This is a genomic window from Vreelandella hamiltonii (genome assembly GCF_014651775.1).
GTDB classification, from domain to species: Bacteria; Pseudomonadota; Gammaproteobacteria; order Pseudomonadales; family Halomonadaceae; genus Vreelandella; species Vreelandella hamiltonii.
In genome coordinates this window covers 50,449-66,743 of record NZ_BMXN01000015.1, presented here as the reverse complement: position 1 = coordinate 66,743, position 16,295 = coordinate 50,449, and the positions used below count along the sequence as shown (strand labels likewise).

Genomic DNA, 16,295 nt, shown 5'->3' with positions numbered 1-16,295 from the left:
CCAAACCGATCGCTAAGCCAACACGATAGCGCTGTAGATAGCAGGGGGCAGCCTGGGCTGCCCCCTGAGCATAAGATGGGGTGGTAGCGAACCTTGGTGAGTTACAGCTTCACCAGCATCTTGCCCGTGTTGGCGCCTGAGAAGAGCGCCAGAAACGCCTCTGGGGTACTTTCCAGGCCTTCCTTGATGGTCTCCTGGTAGACGATGCGACCATCGGCCACCTGAGGCGTCACTTCATTCAGGAAGTAGCGATAGCTGGCCCAGTGATCCGCCACGATGAAGCCTTGCATCCTGGCCTTGCGGACCACCAGTTGTGACAGGTTGCGGGGGCCAGGCGCAGGTGCCTCGGCATTGTAGCCTTCGATCATGCCGCAGACGGCGATACGTGCCCCTTCGTTGAGCTGAGCCAACGCGGCTTCCAGGCAGATGCCCCCCACGTTTTCGAAATAGACATCGATGCCGTTCGGGCTGGCAAGCTTGATGGCGTCGCTGAGCTCCTGCGCAGTGCGGTCCTGATAGGTGACTGGCTCGACGCCGATGGACTCCAGCCAGGCCAGCTTGTGGGCCGCCCCGGCAATGCCCACCACATGGCACCCCTTGGCCTTGGCCAGCTGTACCGCCAGTGACCCCACGGCACCGCTGGCGGCACTGACCAGCACGTTATCGCTGGGTTTGCATTCGGCAATCAGGTTCAGGCCTGTCCAGGCGGTCATGCCCGGCATGCCCAGCACGCCCAGATAGGCTTGCTCGGGGGCGTCGCCTTCCGGCAGCGGGGTGACGCTTTCGCCCGGCAGTTGGGCAATGTCTCGCCAGCCGCCCATGTGGCTGACGCGCTGGCCTTCCTTGATATCGGGATGCCTCGATGCGATGACCTCACCAATGGCGCCGCCTTCCATGGGCTTGCCCAGCTCGAAAGGGGCAATGTAAGTGCGTATCCCCGTCATTCTGCCGCGCATGTAAGGGTCGACCGATAGCCAGCGATTCTGGATGCGAACCTCGCCCTCTTCCAGTTCCGGCAGCTCGGCACTTTCCAGCGCGAACGTAGAGAGGTCGGGTAGGCCTGCGGGGTAGGTCGTGAGCGTGTAGAAACGAGAAATCATCATAGCCTCCTGCTGTCAGGGAATGCGGTAATCCTTGCCTCATAAAGACCATTAGCCTGCTTTCAGGTTCATTAGGCCATAAAAAAGCGGCCCCGCTGGGGGCCGCTTTTAGTCAGCAGGTTGCATGGCAACGCTGATCGTTTAAGGGGTAGCACACGCTCGCGGGTGTGTTATCCGTTAATCTACCAGAGTGATCATCACTGGGGCGGTGCCTCGGCGTACCATGCCTAGTGCGCGCGCCGCTCGCTTTGAAAGATCGATGACTCGTCCCTGAACGAAGGGACCACGATCATTGATCATCACTTCTACTTCCTGCCCTGTGTCGGGGCGAGTGACCAGCACTTTGGTACCGAACGGGAGGCTTGGGTGAGCCGCCGTGAGGGCTTGCTGATCAAAGGTTTCACCGCTAGCGGTAAGGGCTCCCTGGAAGCGGTCACTGTAGAAAGACGCAACGCCTTCTTCTAGCTCCAGGTTTACTGCTGATTGACTGGCAACTGCTTGGTGAGCGGTAGAAAATACCAGCAGTGTGGCCAGGCAACTCGTTCGTACCAGGTGTTTTAGGGCTCCCATTGGAGTACCTCAGAGGTTCGTGTCGCGGACTCCGCTTTCATCGATGAGGCGCCAAATTGGCCAGGTGATAGTAGCCCGCGTATGGCGAGTCGGCAAGCTTTAAGAAGATCGGTGCAAATAGCTCCATAATTGCGTTTTTTGTAACGAATCATTATGCCTTTGTGTTTCAGTAAGTTAACGGAGGCGGTGCAAGGTGGAAACGAGCGTCAAAAGCGTGGGTTATTTTTATTGAAACGCTCACTTTAATGGATCGAAGCGCCTTATAATCCGATGACGCTATATCGGCGTTTTTGCCTACGATCAAGGATGCACCTATGGCCAAATCCTCTCCTGTTACTCTGCTGCTGGTCGCCGTGGGCGGCGTTGCGGTGGGTTACTTCGCAGCACAGTCTCTCTCTCAAACCCCCTCCACACCGGACACGGTGGAAGTTTTGGATGAGGTTGCCAGTGATTCAGGCTCCAGGTTCGAAGGGTTGGAGACCCTGGCGCTTGGCGAGCGTGGCCGAGGCGAAATCACCTCTGCCAATGAGCTGAACGGTAACGACGGTAGCCGCTTTACCCGCTACGTCATCCAGCTGGATGAAGATGCGCTGGTGGAGGTGTCGCTGCGCGGTGCCTTGCAAGGCATCGTGGCGCTGTACGATGATCAGCTGGAGCTGCTCTCCAGTGCCGATACCGTGCGTTATCGGGTGAAAGAGAGCGGCGACTACATGGTCGTGGTCAGCGGAGCCAATGCCCAGAGCTATGGCCCCTTCAGTGTCGAAGCTCGCACCATCGAACTGAGCGACTCCGACACATTGGCGGTGGGCACGCCCATGGATAGCTGGCTGGAGAGCACCCCCCGCGAAGTCACGTTGACCGTCGAAGAGGCGGGCATGTACCAGATCGAGATGCGTGCCGATGAATTCGACGCCTATCTGGAGCTACGTGGCCCCAACGGCTATTACCGGGAAGACGATGACAGCGCCGGTAACCTGAATGCCCGCATTGCCGATTTTCTGGAGCCGGGCGATTACACGGTGACCGCAAGAAGCGCTTTTGGTGATGGCAGCGGCCTGTTCACCTTGGCGGCAGAACCGCGTGAGCTTCCGGGCGATGGCGACCTGCGCAATGACGGTGCCATTCAGTCGGGTGAGTCGTTGAATGGCTGGTTCAGCGGGCAGCCCTTGAGCTACGAGCTCGAGATCGAAGAAGCCGGCATGTACCAGATCGAGATGAATTCCAGCGATGTGGATGCTTATCTCGTGCTGGAAGGTGCCAACGGCTATTACCGTGAAGACGACGACAGTGCCGGTAATCTGGACGCCCGTATTGCCGATTTCCTGGCACCGGGCAGCTATCAGATCACGGCCCGCACGGCGTACGGTACCGACAGCGGCCTGTTTACCCTGTCAGTGGCAACACGTGAGTTGCCAGAAGACGTAGAGCTGCGCAACGAGGGCGAATTGACCCCCGATGAAACCATCAATGGCTGGTACAGCGGCGAACCGTTGACCTATCAGCTAACCTTGACGGAGAGTTCGCGGGTAACGCTGGCGATGAACTCCACTGACTTCGATACCTATCTCGAACTGTATGGCGAAGGTGTCTCCTACAGTGACGACGACGGCGGTCAGGGAACCAACGCCCTGCTGGAGCAGGCGCTGCTACCGGGTACTTACACTGTGAGTGCCCGTGGTTTCAGCGCCAGCGGAAGCGGCATGTTCGAGCTGGAGGTAAGCGCAGAGCCTACGGAAATGCAGCCTGACACCTGAGTGGGCCAGTAGGTAACGCGGTGATCATGCCCCTGCTCTGTGCAGGGGCATTTTTTTATGCTGGTATGGGCAGCATCGCATTTACAAGGAGGTTGATATGGTACGTCTGACATCGGTCATGAGCGTGGGCACATTGATGGCCAGCAGTGTATGGCTAACCGGTTGCCACACATCGCAGCAACCTCAGGAGGAGCCGCTGGCATTGGCCACGCTGGCCGTAGAGCAGCAGTTCGTGGCGCCCGGCTGTGAGGGGGAGCGCTGCTCGACGGTGCGTATTTCAGCACTGGAGTTCCCCCAGGATGAAGCACTGACGCAGCAGTTGCAGGAGCGTCTGCTGACCCTGGGCATGGGGATCACCGAAGAGCAGGCCGAGCCTGCCGCTTCCTGGGAGGCGTATGCCCAGCACTTTTTCGAACTGGCCGAAGAGGGCAACCGCTTGACGCCCCCGGAAATGACCAGTGAGGCCATGCTCGAAGCCACGGTTCATGCCCATCACGACGACCTGCTGGTGTTGGAGCTGAACAGCTACGTCTACCATGCCGGGCAGGCCCATGGGCTGCCCATGACGGCGTTCATGGTGATCGATGAGCGCCGCCGAGCAGTGGTCGAAGCCGAGGATATGCTGCTGGATGGGCAGGAGGCGGCCTTCGATGCGTTACTGACGGAGGCTCACCAGCGCTGGGCAAGCGACATGGGGCAGGATGAACAGTTCCTGGAGAACTGGCCGTTATCCCCCAGCCGCAACATTGCTCCGCTGGAGGAGGCATGGGAGGTCAAGTACAACGTATACGACATCGCGCCTTACGCCGTGGGTCAGCCCACCTTGACGATCCCCGTTGAAGCCCTCGACGGCGTGGCCAAGCCGCGTTTTATCGGCGCAGAGTAAAGGCTGCTAGCGGCCTGCTTTCAAACAGCCGACCACCACCAGCAGGGCGGCGCTGGGCAGCCGCCAGTCCAGCACGCTGACGCCTGCCATGACCAGTAACAGGGCCGCCAGAATGGGCACCCCATAGGCCAGGCTGCCTACCAGGCTGGCATGGCCGAAGCGCAGCGCTCTATCCCAGGCCACCATGGCGATGCCGTAAGGCCCGAGACCCAGGGCAATGCCCGCAAGCAGGGCTTCTTGCTGGGGCAGCGCCGTGGGGCCTTCCAGCAGCATGCTGGCGGCAAAGGTCATGGCGCAGGCAATCAACAGCAGGCGGGGCAGTAGCGGCGTCAGCGAGACCGGCGCTGCCTGGCCCGTCCAGGAGTAGAGTGCCCAGCAGCAGGCGGCGAGCAGGGCCAGGGCGTAACCTGGTGCTGCCCCGCCAACACCGCTACCCAGTGCTTGTGGCACCAGCAGTAGCGCGGCCCCCATGAAGGCGATCAGCGCTCCCGACACGCTGGCCAACGTCAAGCGGCCCGTGCGGTACCACTGGCTCAACAGGACGAACAGCACCGGCCAGGTATAGGTAATCAAGGCGGCTTCTGCCGCTGGGGCCCAACGCATGCCGATGAAGTAACTGCTTACCGCCCCGACGATCAGCAGTGGAACGCCCAGCCAGATACCGGCCTGCCAGCGCCACGTGCAGTGGCTCAGCGGCACCTTACGGCTCAAGGGCAGGGTGGCTAGCGCGCCTGCCAGCAGGGTCAGAGCAGTGAGTTGCAGCGGAGCGACCGTGCGCGCCAGCTCCGCCAGTAACGGGGCAATGCTCCATAGCGCGACAGCCACCAGCGCGGCGGCAACACTGTATTTGGGGGAAACCACGACCGGGGAGTGAAGGGGCTGCATCACGCGTCTCCTTGAACCTTGAAATTGACCTCTTGTGCGCAGCATACTCACGGCTCATTCATCAAGATAACGATCTTTTATGATGGTTTTCATCAAGGATGGTGATGTATGCGTGCGCCCACGTTTGACCTGACGCTACTGCGAACATTGGTGGCCATTGCCGACACCGGAAGCGTCACCGCGGCGGCGACGCGGCTCGCGTACACCCAATCGACGGTCAGCATGCAGTTGCAGCGTCTTGAGGCCCAGCTGGAGATGCGACTGCATGAGCGTGATGGGCGGCGGCTGCGCTTTACGGCGGAAGGAGAGCGTCTGCTGGCCCATGCACGGCACTTGTTGGCCCTCAATGACGAGGCGTGGAGCGACATGCAGGCCCGTCAGGTGACGGGCGATTTGACGCTGGGGATTCCCGAGGATTATGCGTCGTTGCTGCCGTCGGTCTTCGCCTATTTCCACCAGCTCTATCCCGCCGTAGGGCTGACCGTGCAGTGTGGCACCAGCGCCCATCTGGTCGAGCAGGTGAAAACGGCGGAGCTGGACCTGGCGCTGGTAACGCGCCAGCGCCATTCACCGGGTGGGGAAGTCATTCGTCGAGAACCGCTGGTGTGGGCCGTGGGGGTGAATCAACAACCGCTGCTCAGCGACCCGGTACCCTTGGCGCTTTATACCCCAGGGGCCGATGTGTTCAGGGAAGTGGCGGAACAGGCGCTTCAGGCCGCAGGGCGCCACTGGCGTGTGGCGTATACCAGCCAGTCCATGGCCGGGCTGGCGCCCATCGTGACCGCTGGGCTTGCCGTGGTGGTGGTCACCCGCAGCATGCTGACCCCCTCGCTGCGCCCGCTGGACGAAAGCAGCGGGCTGCCTGCCTTGCCGATGATCGAACTGGCACTGCACCGAGCGCCGCATCGGCCCACCGAACCTGCCCGCCGGTTGGCAGAGCTGATTCGAGAACAGCTGGCCGTGCCCAGTGAGGGTTGATGTGCCGTGAGAAACAAGCGGTACGCAATTCCATGACTTACGCTATTCCAGGACTATAGTAATCTAACGCCGTGCCGCAAAGGCGGCGGGCTGATGATAACGATGTGACGGGGCAGGGAGTTTTGAATGCACGAGCTTGATCACTATATCTACCCTCACCGAGTGCTGCATTGGCTGGTGGCGGGGGCCGTACTGCTGGGGTTGGCCACTGGTCTGACGCTGGGCTTTCTGGGCTACGAGCGGACGTTGGCGTTGCTGGGCAACACGCTGACCAACTTGCTGTACACCAGTCACAAGACGTTGGGCATTGCTGTCTTGCTGCTGATGACGCTGCGTATCGTGACGCGACTGGCATTCGTCGTGCCCGACCATGATCCGCCGCTGTCGACCTTCGAGCGTCTGGTGAGCACCAGCGTGCATCATCTGCTGTATGCAGCGCTGGTCGTCATGCCGCTGTTGGGCTGGGCCGCCACGGCAACGGGAGGCTTTCCGGTGGAGTTCTTCCAGTGGCATTTGCCCGGGCTGTTGGGGCGTCACGAAGCGCTCTCGCAAACGCTGTTCATGTGGCACGAGCGGGTGGGCTGGGCGCTGGTGGTGCTGATCACGCTGCATGTGGCCGGGGCGCTGTTCCACTGGCGCATCAAGCGCGACAACGTGATGAAGCGCATGAGTCTGTTCGACTAAGCATATCCCCACCGTATCACAAGGAGCGTGATGACCATGGCCCAGCAGCTTGCTTTCGCGTTGGGACTGGCGGCCATTCATCTGTTCGCTGGTCGGCTTCAGCGGCTCAATGCGCTGCCGCGCAGCGCTTGGCTCTCGTTCGCGGGCGGTGTATCGGTAGGCTATGTCTTTATCCATATCTTCCCTGCCTTGAGCGACGCTCACGACACCATCACCGAGCATGGGCCGCTGTTCATTCTCGAACATAACGCCTACCTGACGGCCTTGGTGGGATTGGGCGTCTTTTATGGCCTGGAGCAGTTGGCCAAGGTCTACTCCCATCGTGATACGCCGCAGAAGCGGGTGTCATTGGGCAAGCTGCGGGGTGTGTTCTGGATCCATATTGGCTCCTTTGCGCTTTATAACCTGCTGATTGGTTATCTGCTGGTGTACCGCGACAATCAGCTTCCGGAAGCCCTGTTCTTCTTCTTGGCCATGGGGTTTCACTTTCTGGTCAACGACCACGGGCTGGTGCAGCACCATCGTCAGCGCTATCTGATGAAAGGCCGTTGGGTATTGGCGGCGGCGGTGTTCGTGGGTTGGCTGATTGGCCATGCCATTCAGCTCACGGATGCCTTGATCAGCCTGCTGTACGCCTTCGTGGCGGGTGGGCTGGTGTTGAACGTGCTGAAAGAAGAGCTGCCGGAAGACCGCCACAGCCGCTTTTTACCTTTCGCGGGTGGCGCTGCGGTATGTGCGGGGCTTTTGATGTTTGCCTGAGCTTGGCTAACCTCTGGCAGAGTAGCGATAAGCGGCAGCGTCAGTGCGTGCCTTGGCGGCGTACATGTGCTGGTCGGCCTCGTGGATCATGCGCTCCAGCAGCGCATCGTGACCCTGTTCGTCACTGCGTTGATAGTGGTGCAGCCCGCTGACGCCGAGGCTGATACCGACACAGACACTGACCCCGCAGGGCAGCTTGATGGGCGAGCGGATGGACTGCTCGATGCGTTGGCACACGCTGTCCAGGGTGTTGGGCTGCTGGCCACCCTCCAGCAGGACGATGAATTCATCGCCACCGAACCGAGCGCAGTGGTCGCCCAGTCGCGCTGCATGGACGAGCCGCTTGGCTACCTGTTGCAGCACGAAATCCCCGGCATCGTGGCCGTATTGGTCATTGATGGGCTTGAAACGGTCGAGATCGCACATGATCAGTGCCACCGGCTCATGGGTGCGATAGCTCTGGTCAAAGGCAGCCGCTGCGCAGCGTGTCAGCCCGTTGCGGTTCAACAGGCCCGTCAGCATGTCATGGTTGGCAAGCTGTTCCAGTGCCTGAGTTCGCAAGGCCACTTTGGCTTCCAGAATGGCCTCCTGCTTTTTGAGCATGGCCACCGTATCGGCCTGTGCCTGCTCCTTCTGGTGTTTGAGCTTGTTGAAGCGGGCGGCCAGGGCAAACGATAGCAGCAGCATTTCCAGTGCCGAGCCGATTTGAATGCCGTGCAAAGTAATGAAGTTGGCGGGCAGAACCCCCATGTTGCGTAGCGCAAATACCGCCGCACCCAGCAGGAAGATACTCCACGCCAATACGAAGAGGCGGGCACTGGGGACGCGCCGCCAACTGCCGTAGATGCCGCATACCAGCAGCAAAAGCGATGCGCTCAGCCCCGTGACATCCGTCAACTGCAGTGCCCACGGAATGGGTAACACCAGTGACGCTGCCAGTGCCGCCCAGCAGTAAAGCCGAAACAGTGAAATGACGCGATGCCAGCGAGGGGTATAGTGCGCCGTGTTCAAAAAGCTCTGGGCAAACAGCGTCGCCATGGCGGAGGCAAAGGTAAAACCAATGGCCACCAGCCGCGGTGTCTGTTCGGCCAGAAAGCTCCAGAACATCAGTGTCCCAAGGCCGTTGAAGGTCAGAATGGCCAGGGTGAAGCCGAATGCAAACAGGGCGTAGTGCAAAAAGACCCGTTCTTTCAGGCCAAAGAACAGCAAAAAGTTGTAAAGCCCCAAGGCGAGCAGCATGCCAAAGTAGGTGGCCAGCCAGAAGTTGTAACGATCGTTCTGCGCATGGAACGCATCAGGGGTCATCAGGCTGTAGCTCAAGAACTTGCTGCCGGAGGTATTGGCTTGCAGGTACAGCGTGACGCTTTCTCCTCCTTCCAGATGAATGGGAAAGACGATCTGGCGATGGGCCAGGGCACGCTCATCCACGGGCAGAGTACTGCCCCCGAGCTGTACTTCGCTGAACTGGTCGCGCAGCGTATAGAGCGCAATCCTGTCGATGAACGGATACTCGAACTTGAGCATCCATTGGGCGGGTCGTGGCGAGGCGTTGTGCAGACGAGTGGTCAGCCAGGTCTCTTCGGCGGTATAGCCAAAATGCAGGTCGGAGGTCTGTGACACGGGCGTGAAAGATGGGGCGAGTGCCAGCAATTCGCGCAGCGTCAACGAGTCAGGCGTGTGCCAGAAGCGGGTGGTGCCATTCAGGGAGTAAGACGTCTGATCCGGTGAAACAGACAGCGTCGGCACAGCCCCCGCAAGAGAGCTGATACCCGACAGGTACAGCAGCAGGATGACCAGCAGGCGCTTTCCCCAACCGTGATGACCCATAAGCATCGCTTTTTTGATTTTTTTCTCCTCTCGGCAGGCCGCTGCAGGGTTCCCTTGGCCTGGGAGAGCGCTATACGTTGTCACTGGGTTTTCCCGATGACAGTAGTAGCAAATTAATCACGCCGCGACCAGTGCTCTGCCTTGGCATTAGCGGCGGGTGCTCCAACGATACAAACGTGAGTGTAGCCAGCTTTGAAGATGCAGGCATGAAGGTAAAGCAAGATTGGTGCTAAATCGTGAAGCGGTTCAGACTTTCGGTCAGCCGATGCAGCAGGTCGCCACTGTGCCGCCAGAAGTGCCAGTACAGCGGTACCGTCAGTGAGCTGCCTGGCGCAATGCTGACCAACTGTCCGCTCTTCAACAGCGTGGCGGCCTGTAACTGAGGGACCATGCCATACCCCATGCCTGCTGCGGCAAGCCGCACGAAGCCTTCGGAAGAGGGGCACAAGTGATAGGGAAAATGCCCGTGGTAGCCACACTGCGCCAGAAAGCGATGCTGCAGCTGGTCATGTGGGCCAAACACGATGGCGGGTGCGTGTTGAAAGGCCGTGGCCGTTGGGCCATCCGGGAAGAAATGCGCCACGTAGCCGGGCGAGGCCAGCGGTAGGTACACCATTTCGCCGACCTTGATGCAGCGCGCGCCTGCCATGGGCGTGGGCGTTGCACACAGGCAGGCTGCTACATCGCCATCCTTCAGGCGCTTCAAGCCGATTTCCTGATCTTCGATCACCAGATCCAGCAGGATGCCCTCGGCAAGACAGGTTGGGGCAACGGCATCGGCCCACCAGGTACCGACGCTGTCGGCATTGACGGCGACTCTCAATCGGGAGGTTTGTTGGTCCAGAGTGGGGAGGGTTTGCCGAAGGTCGCGTTCGAGCAGCCGTACCTGCTGGTAGTGAGTCAGCAGCCGCTGCCCAGCGGGAGTAGGGGTCAACTCGGGGTGACGTATCAGTACTGGCTGGCCCAGGCGCGTCTCCAGCGCTTTGATCCGCTGTGAAACGGCAGATTGGGACAGGCCGAGCAGCTCACCCGCTCGTTCGAACCCGCCGCCTTCCATGACCGCTGCCAGTGCTTGAAGAGATTTGTAGTCCACCATGGCCGTTCTATTCGGGGAGAAAGTGATGATCTTCCCTCAATACGCCACTGCGATGCCAGAACTCAATGGCGCTTGCGCGCCGCGCGGTCGCAGCCCTCCAGCGGGCAGTTGCTGCAGACGTCGAACTCCTCCAGCAAGTATCGCAGGCAACAAAGTTTGCGCACACGTTTGACGTCGTCGCTGCCGCTGGGCTGGTAGGTGCGTACTGGCTCGAAGAGTGGATTGCGTTGGCCGTTGAGCGTGCGCGACTCCAGCAGTGCCCGGGTCGCGGCCAAGGCGGAAGGCTTGACCAAGGGGTGAGTAGCGAGGGCATTGACGTAGTAATCCACATAGCCACCGGCGTTGCTCCAGAAGACGCGGGGAGCCGCTCCTGACAAGGCTGACAAGCGCTCGATGAGCGGCGCCCAGTGTTGCTCTATCAGCGTCGCGAAGCGTTGGCGGGTGTCCAAGGTGGTAAACCGTTCGCCTTCATGCGGAAGCCAGAGTCCTTGTGTCCCCCCCTGATCATTTTGCATCACATGGAGGTCGTCCAGCCCTACGGGTAAATCGCGGTCAAGCAGTAGATGTGCCGTCAGTGTGGGGACGGTGACCGTACTGAAATGCCACTTCGACCAGAGCGATGCAATGGCGCGCAGGTCGCCACCTGGGTAACGGCTGGCGAAGTGCGCCATGTCCTCTTCCAGCAGCGCGGCATTACGCCATCGCGCAGCCTTGATGGCCCCTTGGGGGGGCACACCGCCGATCATTGGCACGGTAAAGTGCTCAAGTGGGCCCTGGTAGCAGTCGGCCAGGGTAGGCGGCGTGACGGTGTCGGGCTGGCGCAAGGCAAGTGGCATGACCAAACTCCAAGGCGTAAACGGGGCGCGAGGAAAGAGAGTCAGCATAAGCGATAATGCTTATCAGTTGAAGTACTGATTGAGAACGACTCTTTTTCCTGTGGGGGGGGAGTGGCGCCTACTGGGCGACGGCAATCCGGTGTTCTCCATTGGGGTGTGGCATCACCTGCATGGGTAGCCCGTAGATGGCTTCGAGGGTGGCGCCGTGCATTAGGACGTCGGGGGCGCCGTGTGCCAGCAGCTGTCCACTATGCAGGGCCATGAGCTCATCGCAGTAGCGCGAAGCCATGTTGATGTCATGGAGCACGATGATGACGCACAGGTTCAGTTCGTCGCATAGCGTGCGTACCAGTGCCAGCACTTCCATCTGGTGGGCAATGTCCAGGGCGGCCAATGGTTCGTCCAGCAGTAGAAATCGGCTGCCTTGGGCAATCAGCATGGCTAGCCATACCCGCTGGCGCTCGCCCCCGGAAAGGGTATCTACCAGGCGGTCGGCAAAGGCCTCCGTATGCGTCAGGGTAATGGCGCGCTCGATGGCCGCTTTATCCCGCTGGTCGTGACGCCCCAGCAGCCCGTGCCAAGGGTAGCGGCCAAAGGCGACCAGTTCACGGCCAGTGAGATTCTCAGCGCTGGGCAAATGCTGCGGCAGGTAGGCCACCTGACGCGCAAACTCGCGCGTGCCCCAGGCACGCAACGGGCGATGGTCGAACAGGATATCGCCTTCGGTGACGGGCTGCTGCTGTGCCAACAGTTTGATCAGCGTCGACTTGCCCGAGCCATTATGGCCAATCAGACCGTATACCTTGCCCTCATGAAAGGTGTGCTCAATGGGTGCAAGGATCTGCTTGCCATTGATTTCAAAGGTGGCACCTTTGACCTCGAACATGAATGACTCCTGAAGATGGGTAGGACCTTAGCGTTCCATTCTAGTGCTAATGGTTCTCATTTTTAAAATAAAGATGCACTGATTCTACAACGGCAGGCACACGGCCAGGGCTATCTCGCCAGCCCTGGGGCGTTTGCCGGGCGGCTCCTGTGCATGATAATACAATTGTAGTGCTAATCGTTATCATTTAGAATCATCGCCGATGATTAAATCGGCAATGTTCCGTCCACTCGTTTTCCTCCAAGGTAAGGGTAAGACCATGATGGTGTTGGCTATCACGTCCAGTCTGGTGAGCGGTATGGCCATCACGAACGAGGGCTTGCCATGCTAGGTACCGCACGAGTTGCTCAACGTCTGGGAGGAGTATCACCCGCGAAAGCCTGCCTGCTGCTTAGCCTGCCGATGGTGGTGCTGTTTTGGGCCGGACTGGAAAGCCAAGGCGGAGTCACCTTGGGCCTGCGTGCCCTGGTGGCGCCTTCTTTCGAGAGTGTCGACGAGCTGCTGCTTTACTACGCTTGGTGGCCGCGCCTGTCGGTCGCGCTGCTGGCGGGGGCTGGCTTGGGATTGGCGGGTGTGCTGATGCAGCAAGTGCTGCGTAACCCGTTAGCTTCGCCGACGACGCTGGGGGTGGCATCGGGCGCTAACCTGGCGCTGATGACCGCCACTTTGCTGGCGCCGGGGTTGTTGGTGGCTGGGCGTGAGTGGGTCGCCTTGCTGGGCGGCGCGCTGGCCGTGGGGCTGGTTTTTCTGCTTTCCTGGCGTCGGGGGCTGGCGCCTATCGTGGTGGTGTTGGCGGGCCTGGTCGTCAATTTGTACCTGGGCGCGCTCTCGACAGCGCTACTGCTGTTCAACCATGAGGCGCTGTCGGGGCTGCTGATCTGGGGGGCGGGGTCGCTGGCGCAAAATGGCTGGGACGGCGTGGCCGTGCTCTGGCCTCGGTTGGCGATTAGCTGCATTGCTGCCTGGTTCTTGCTGCGCCCGCTAGCAGTGCTGGAGCTGGACGACGCCAGCGCCAAGAGCCTGGGTGTCTCGTTGGCCTATCTGCGCTTTGCGGGGATGGGGCTGGCCGTCTTCATTACCGGCAGCATCGTCAGCGTGGTGGGCATCATTGGTTTCATTGGCCTGGCGGCGCCCAATATCGTGCGCATGGCCGGGGCGCGCCGATTGGGGTCGCGGGTGTTGTGGTCGACGCTGCTGGGGGGCGTGCTGCTGGCGACCACGGACCTGCTGCTGCAGCAGTTCGGTGGTATGGGGGCAGCCTTCATTCCCACCGGGGCGGTTACCGGTGCCCTGGGGGCACCGCTACTGATGTGGCTGATTCCGCGCCTGAAACTTCAGGGCGATCAGCCGCCCAGAGGGGCGAGCGTCGTTGCCCGCCGCCATGCTGCGCCGTCACGCTTGGTCACCGGATTGATCTTTGCACTCTTGGCGGCCACGCTGCTGGGGCTGCTCGTAGGCCAGGGTGTCGATGGCTGGTACCTGCTCTCGCCAGAGAGCTGGAATGTGATGCAGTGGCGCTTGCCACGGGTGATGGCGGCCGCTGCCAGCGGGTTGATGCTGGCCATTGCCGGGACGATACTCCAGCGCCTTTCCGCCAATCCCATGGCCAGCCCGGAAGTGCTGGGTATCAGCGGTGGCTGTGCCATCGCGCTGATTCTGGGCATTTTTCTGTTACCCACGCCCACCAACATGATGCTGATGGGGGTCGGCACGCTGGGGGCTTTCGCCACGTTGCTGGTGCTCGTGGGCATCAACCGCAAGAGCGGTTATCTCCCCGAGCGTTTGCTGCTCACTGGGGTGGCCGTCAGTGCCCTTTTCGATGCGGTACGCAGCGTGATGCTGGCGGGGGGCGATCCGCGTGGCCAGCAGGTCATTGCCTGGCTGGCGGGCTCCACCTACTACGTAGATGTCACCCATGCGGTGACGGTCGGGGGAGTGGCTGCGATGCTGGCGTTGATTACGCTGCCCTTCACCCGCTGGCTGGATATCTTGCCCTTGGGCGCGCCGACTGCCAGAGCACTGGGAGTGACCCTCAACCGTGCCCGTTTGGCGCTGCTGCTGTTGGTGGCGCTGTTAACCGCCTGCGCCACCCTGGTGGTCGGGCCGCTGTCGTTCATTGGCCTGCTGGCGCCGCACATGGCACGCCTGGTCGGTTTCTCTCGGGCGGGGCAGCACCTGCTGGGGGCTGCGTTGATCGGCATGCTGCTGATGGTGCTGGCGGATTGGATCGGCCGACAGATCATTTTTCCCTATGAGATACCGGCGGGCTTGGTGGCGTCCTTGATCGGCGGCGCCTATTTCATGTGGGGGCTGCGGCGGTTGTGATTGCCCTCTCTATTGGTGGTGATATGAAAAAAGCCCAGGAGTCATGGTGATGGAGCTGTTGAAGATCGTATGGCGTGATTACCGCTGGCCCTTCGTCGCCGTGTTGCTACTGAGTCTGGCCAGTGCGGGCCTGGGCATTGGCGTCATCGCGTTTATCAATCAGCGGCTGCTGGGTTCCTTCGTTGATCCCTGGCGTATCCTGCCCGAGTTTCTGGGGTTGATCGCGCTACTGCTGCTCATAACCCTGGCATCGCAATTGGCGCTGACCACGCTGGGCCACCAGTTCGTTTATCGGCTGCGGGGGCAGTTGATCAAGCGCATTCTGGATACCCATCTCGAGCGTGCCGAGCAGATCGGCAGTGCGCGCCTGCTGGCGAGCCTCTCCACCGATGTGAACTCGGTCACCGTTGCCTTCATACGTTTGCCGGAACTGGTGCAAGGCGGGGTGCTGACGGTGGGTGCCACGCTTTACCTGTGGTGGCTTTCGCCTGCCATGCTGGGGATCTCCGCATTGTGGGTGATCGTGACGGTGGTCATCGGTATGCGTCTGGTGGCGCGAGTCTATGGGCACATGGCCAAGCTGCGCGAGATACAGGATCGTCTCTACGCGGATTACCAGGCCGTGATCGAGGGGCGCAAAGAGCTGGCGCTCAACCGCGACCGCGCCGAATGGCTGTACCGCGATGTCTATACGCCCAACGCCAAGGATTGTCGCCGTCATTACATTCTGGGCGATACCTATCATCTCAGCGCCGTGAACTGGTTCAACATCATGATGCTAGGGGCGATTGGCATCACCTTCTTTTTGGCCAATGGCCTTGGCTGGGCATCGGTGCAGGTGGCCACCACCTTTTCGCTGACTCTGCTGTTTCTGCGCGCGCCGCTGATACAGGCGATAGGCGCTTTCCCGACGCTGATCAACGCCCGAGTCGCGTTTGAAAAGATTCGTAGTCTGGAGCTGGCCGAGCACAGTGAAACCTTCGGCCACGCGGCCCAGCGCCACGATTGGCAGGAACTGACCCTGGAGCAGGTCTGCTATCGCTATCCGGATGAGGAGTCGCGCGCGGGCTTTGCCATTGGCCCTATCGATCTGACCTTGAAGCGTGGCGAAGTGGTGTTCCTGATTGGCGGAAACGGCAGCGGAAAATCGACCCTGGCGAGGCTACTGACCGGGCTTTACCACCCTCAGCGTGGCTGTGTCCGCGTCGATGGCAAGCCGCTACGCGACCAAGACTGGACACGCTATCGACAGCACTTTTCGGCCATTTACACGGACCTGCACTTGTTTGACCGGTTGATGGGGCCAGGGGGCGAGGCACCCGACCCGGCCCTGGTGGAACAGTGGCTGGCCGCCCTGGCCATGCAGAACAAGCTCGATTTCGACGGCGACCGCGTCACCAACGTCAACCTCTCCCAGGGCCAGCGCAAGCGCCTCGCCATGCTGCTGGCGGTAGCCGAACAGCGCGATGTGTTGCTGCTGGACGAGTGGGCTGCCGACCAGGACCCTCAGTTTCGGCGCGTCTTCTACCGCGAGCTACTGCCGCAGCTCAGGGCGCTGGGCAAAACGCTGGTCGTGATCAGCCACGATGACCACTATTTCGACCAGGCCGACCGACTGCTGGAAATGCGCGGCGGGCAGCTCGTCGAGCTCTCCGGTGAGCAGCGCGCAGCCGCCAGCCGCGACGCGGTGGCCCGAGTGAGCGGATGAA

14 protein-coding genes are annotated in these 16,295 nt (G+C 60.8%); 7 read left to right on the top strand and 7 right to left on the bottom strand.

Translation table 11 applies throughout. The features are described 5' to 3' along the window. Window positions 1–101 precede the first annotated feature (101 nt). Both IE091_RS12835 and IE091_RS12830 read right to left on the bottom strand, forming a co-directional pair. Entirely contained in the window at window positions 102–1,100 is a 999-nt protein-coding gene (locus IE091_RS12835) for an NADP-dependent oxidoreductase (protein WP_039176930.1), read from the bottom strand. 177 nt (window positions 1,101–1,277) lie between these two features. After that, window positions 1,278–1,670, bottom strand: a complete 393-nt coding sequence (locus tag IE091_RS12830) for a septal ring lytic transglycosylase RlpA family protein (protein ID WP_039176927.1) — start codon at window positions 1,668–1,670, stop codon at window positions 1,278–1,280. 314 nt (window positions 1,671–1,984) lie between these two features. Here IE091_RS12830 and IE091_RS12825 point away from each other — a divergent pair, with 314 nt between their 5' ends. Beyond that, window positions 1,985–3,424 carry a hypothetical protein gene (locus IE091_RS12825; protein WP_189463805.1) on the top strand — a complete coding sequence of 480 codons (1,440 nt, stop codon included), beginning with the start codon at window positions 1,985–1,987 and terminating at the stop codon, window positions 3,422–3,424. A 97-nt stretch (window positions 3,425–3,521) separates the two neighbouring features. Continuing rightward, window positions 3,522–4,310 (top strand): RsiV family protein, encoded by a 789-nt coding sequence (locus IE091_RS12820; protein ID WP_227406941.1) that lies wholly within the window; start codon window positions 3,522–3,524, stop codon window positions 4,308–4,310. Window positions 4,311–4,316: 6 nt separating this feature from the next. Here the strand turns inward: IE091_RS12820 and IE091_RS12815 are convergent, their stop codons facing one another. After that, entirely contained in the window at window positions 4,317–5,195 is an 879-nt protein-coding gene (locus IE091_RS12815) for a DMT family transporter (protein ID WP_039176921.1), read from the bottom strand. Between the two features lie 108 nt (window positions 5,196–5,303). Here IE091_RS12815 and IE091_RS12810 point away from each other — a divergent pair, with 108 nt between their 5' ends. The 3 genes from IE091_RS12810 to IE091_RS12800 all read left to right on the top strand — a co-directional run bounded on the left by IE091_RS12810 (window position 5,304) and on the right by IE091_RS12800 (window position 7,616). Next, window positions 5,304–6,173 (top strand): LysR substrate-binding domain-containing protein, encoded by an 870-nt coding sequence (locus tag IE091_RS12810; protein WP_039176919.1) that lies wholly within the window; start codon window positions 5,304–5,306, stop codon window positions 6,171–6,173. Window positions 6,174–6,299: 126 nt separating this feature from the next. Further along, window positions 6,300–6,857 (top strand): cytochrome b, encoded by a 558-nt coding sequence (locus tag IE091_RS12805; protein ID WP_039176917.1) that lies wholly within the window; start codon window positions 6,300–6,302, stop codon window positions 6,855–6,857. A gap of 36 nt (window positions 6,858–6,893) precedes the next feature. Continuing rightward, entirely contained in the window at window positions 6,894–7,616 is a 723-nt protein-coding gene (locus IE091_RS12800) for a membrane protein (protein ID WP_039177057.1), read from the top strand. Between the two features lie 6 nt (window positions 7,617–7,622). On the opposite strand, the gene IE091_RS12795 is transcribed toward IE091_RS12800, so the two are convergent. The 4 genes from IE091_RS12795 to IE091_RS12780 form a co-directional block, all read right to left on the bottom strand. Continuing rightward, window positions 7,623–9,443 (bottom strand): diguanylate cyclase, encoded by a 1,821-nt coding sequence (locus IE091_RS12795; RefSeq protein WP_189463804.1) that lies wholly within the window; start codon window positions 9,441–9,443, stop codon window positions 7,623–7,625. A gap of 229 nt (window positions 9,444–9,672) precedes the next feature. Then, complete coding sequence (locus IE091_RS12790) at window positions 9,673–10,539, bottom strand: LysR family transcriptional regulator ArgP (protein WP_189463803.1); 867 nt, start codon at window positions 10,537–10,539, stop codon at window positions 9,673–9,675. A 62-nt stretch (window positions 10,540–10,601) separates the two neighbouring features. Further along, window positions 10,602–11,375, bottom strand: a complete 774-nt coding sequence (gene fhuF, locus IE091_RS12785) for a siderophore-iron reductase FhuF (RefSeq protein ID WP_039176910.1) — start codon at window positions 11,373–11,375, stop codon at window positions 10,602–10,604. A gap of 118 nt (window positions 11,376–11,493) precedes the next feature. Continuing rightward, on the bottom strand, window positions 11,494–12,261 hold the full coding sequence (locus IE091_RS12780) for an ATP-binding cassette domain-containing protein (protein ID WP_144982002.1): 768 nt from the start codon (window positions 12,259–12,261) through the stop codon (window positions 11,494–11,496). A 324-nt stretch (window positions 12,262–12,585) separates the two neighbouring features. On the opposite strand from IE091_RS12780, the gene fhuB reads away from it, so the two are divergent. Together fhuB and IE091_RS12770 are read left to right on the top strand one after the other, a co-directional pair. Further along, the gene (gene fhuB / locus IE091_RS12775; RefSeq protein WP_189463802.1) at window positions 12,586–14,586 is read left to right on the top strand and encodes a Fe(3+)-hydroxamate ABC transporter permease FhuB; all 2,001 of its coding nucleotides are present in this window, start codon (window positions 12,586–12,588) and stop codon (window positions 14,584–14,586) included. 49 nt (window positions 14,587–14,635) lie between these two features. Further along, entirely contained in the window at window positions 14,636–16,294 is a 1,659-nt protein-coding gene (locus IE091_RS12770) for a multidrug ABC transporter permease/ATP-binding protein (RefSeq protein WP_039176904.1), read from the top strand. Window position 16,295: the final 1 nt, after the last annotated feature.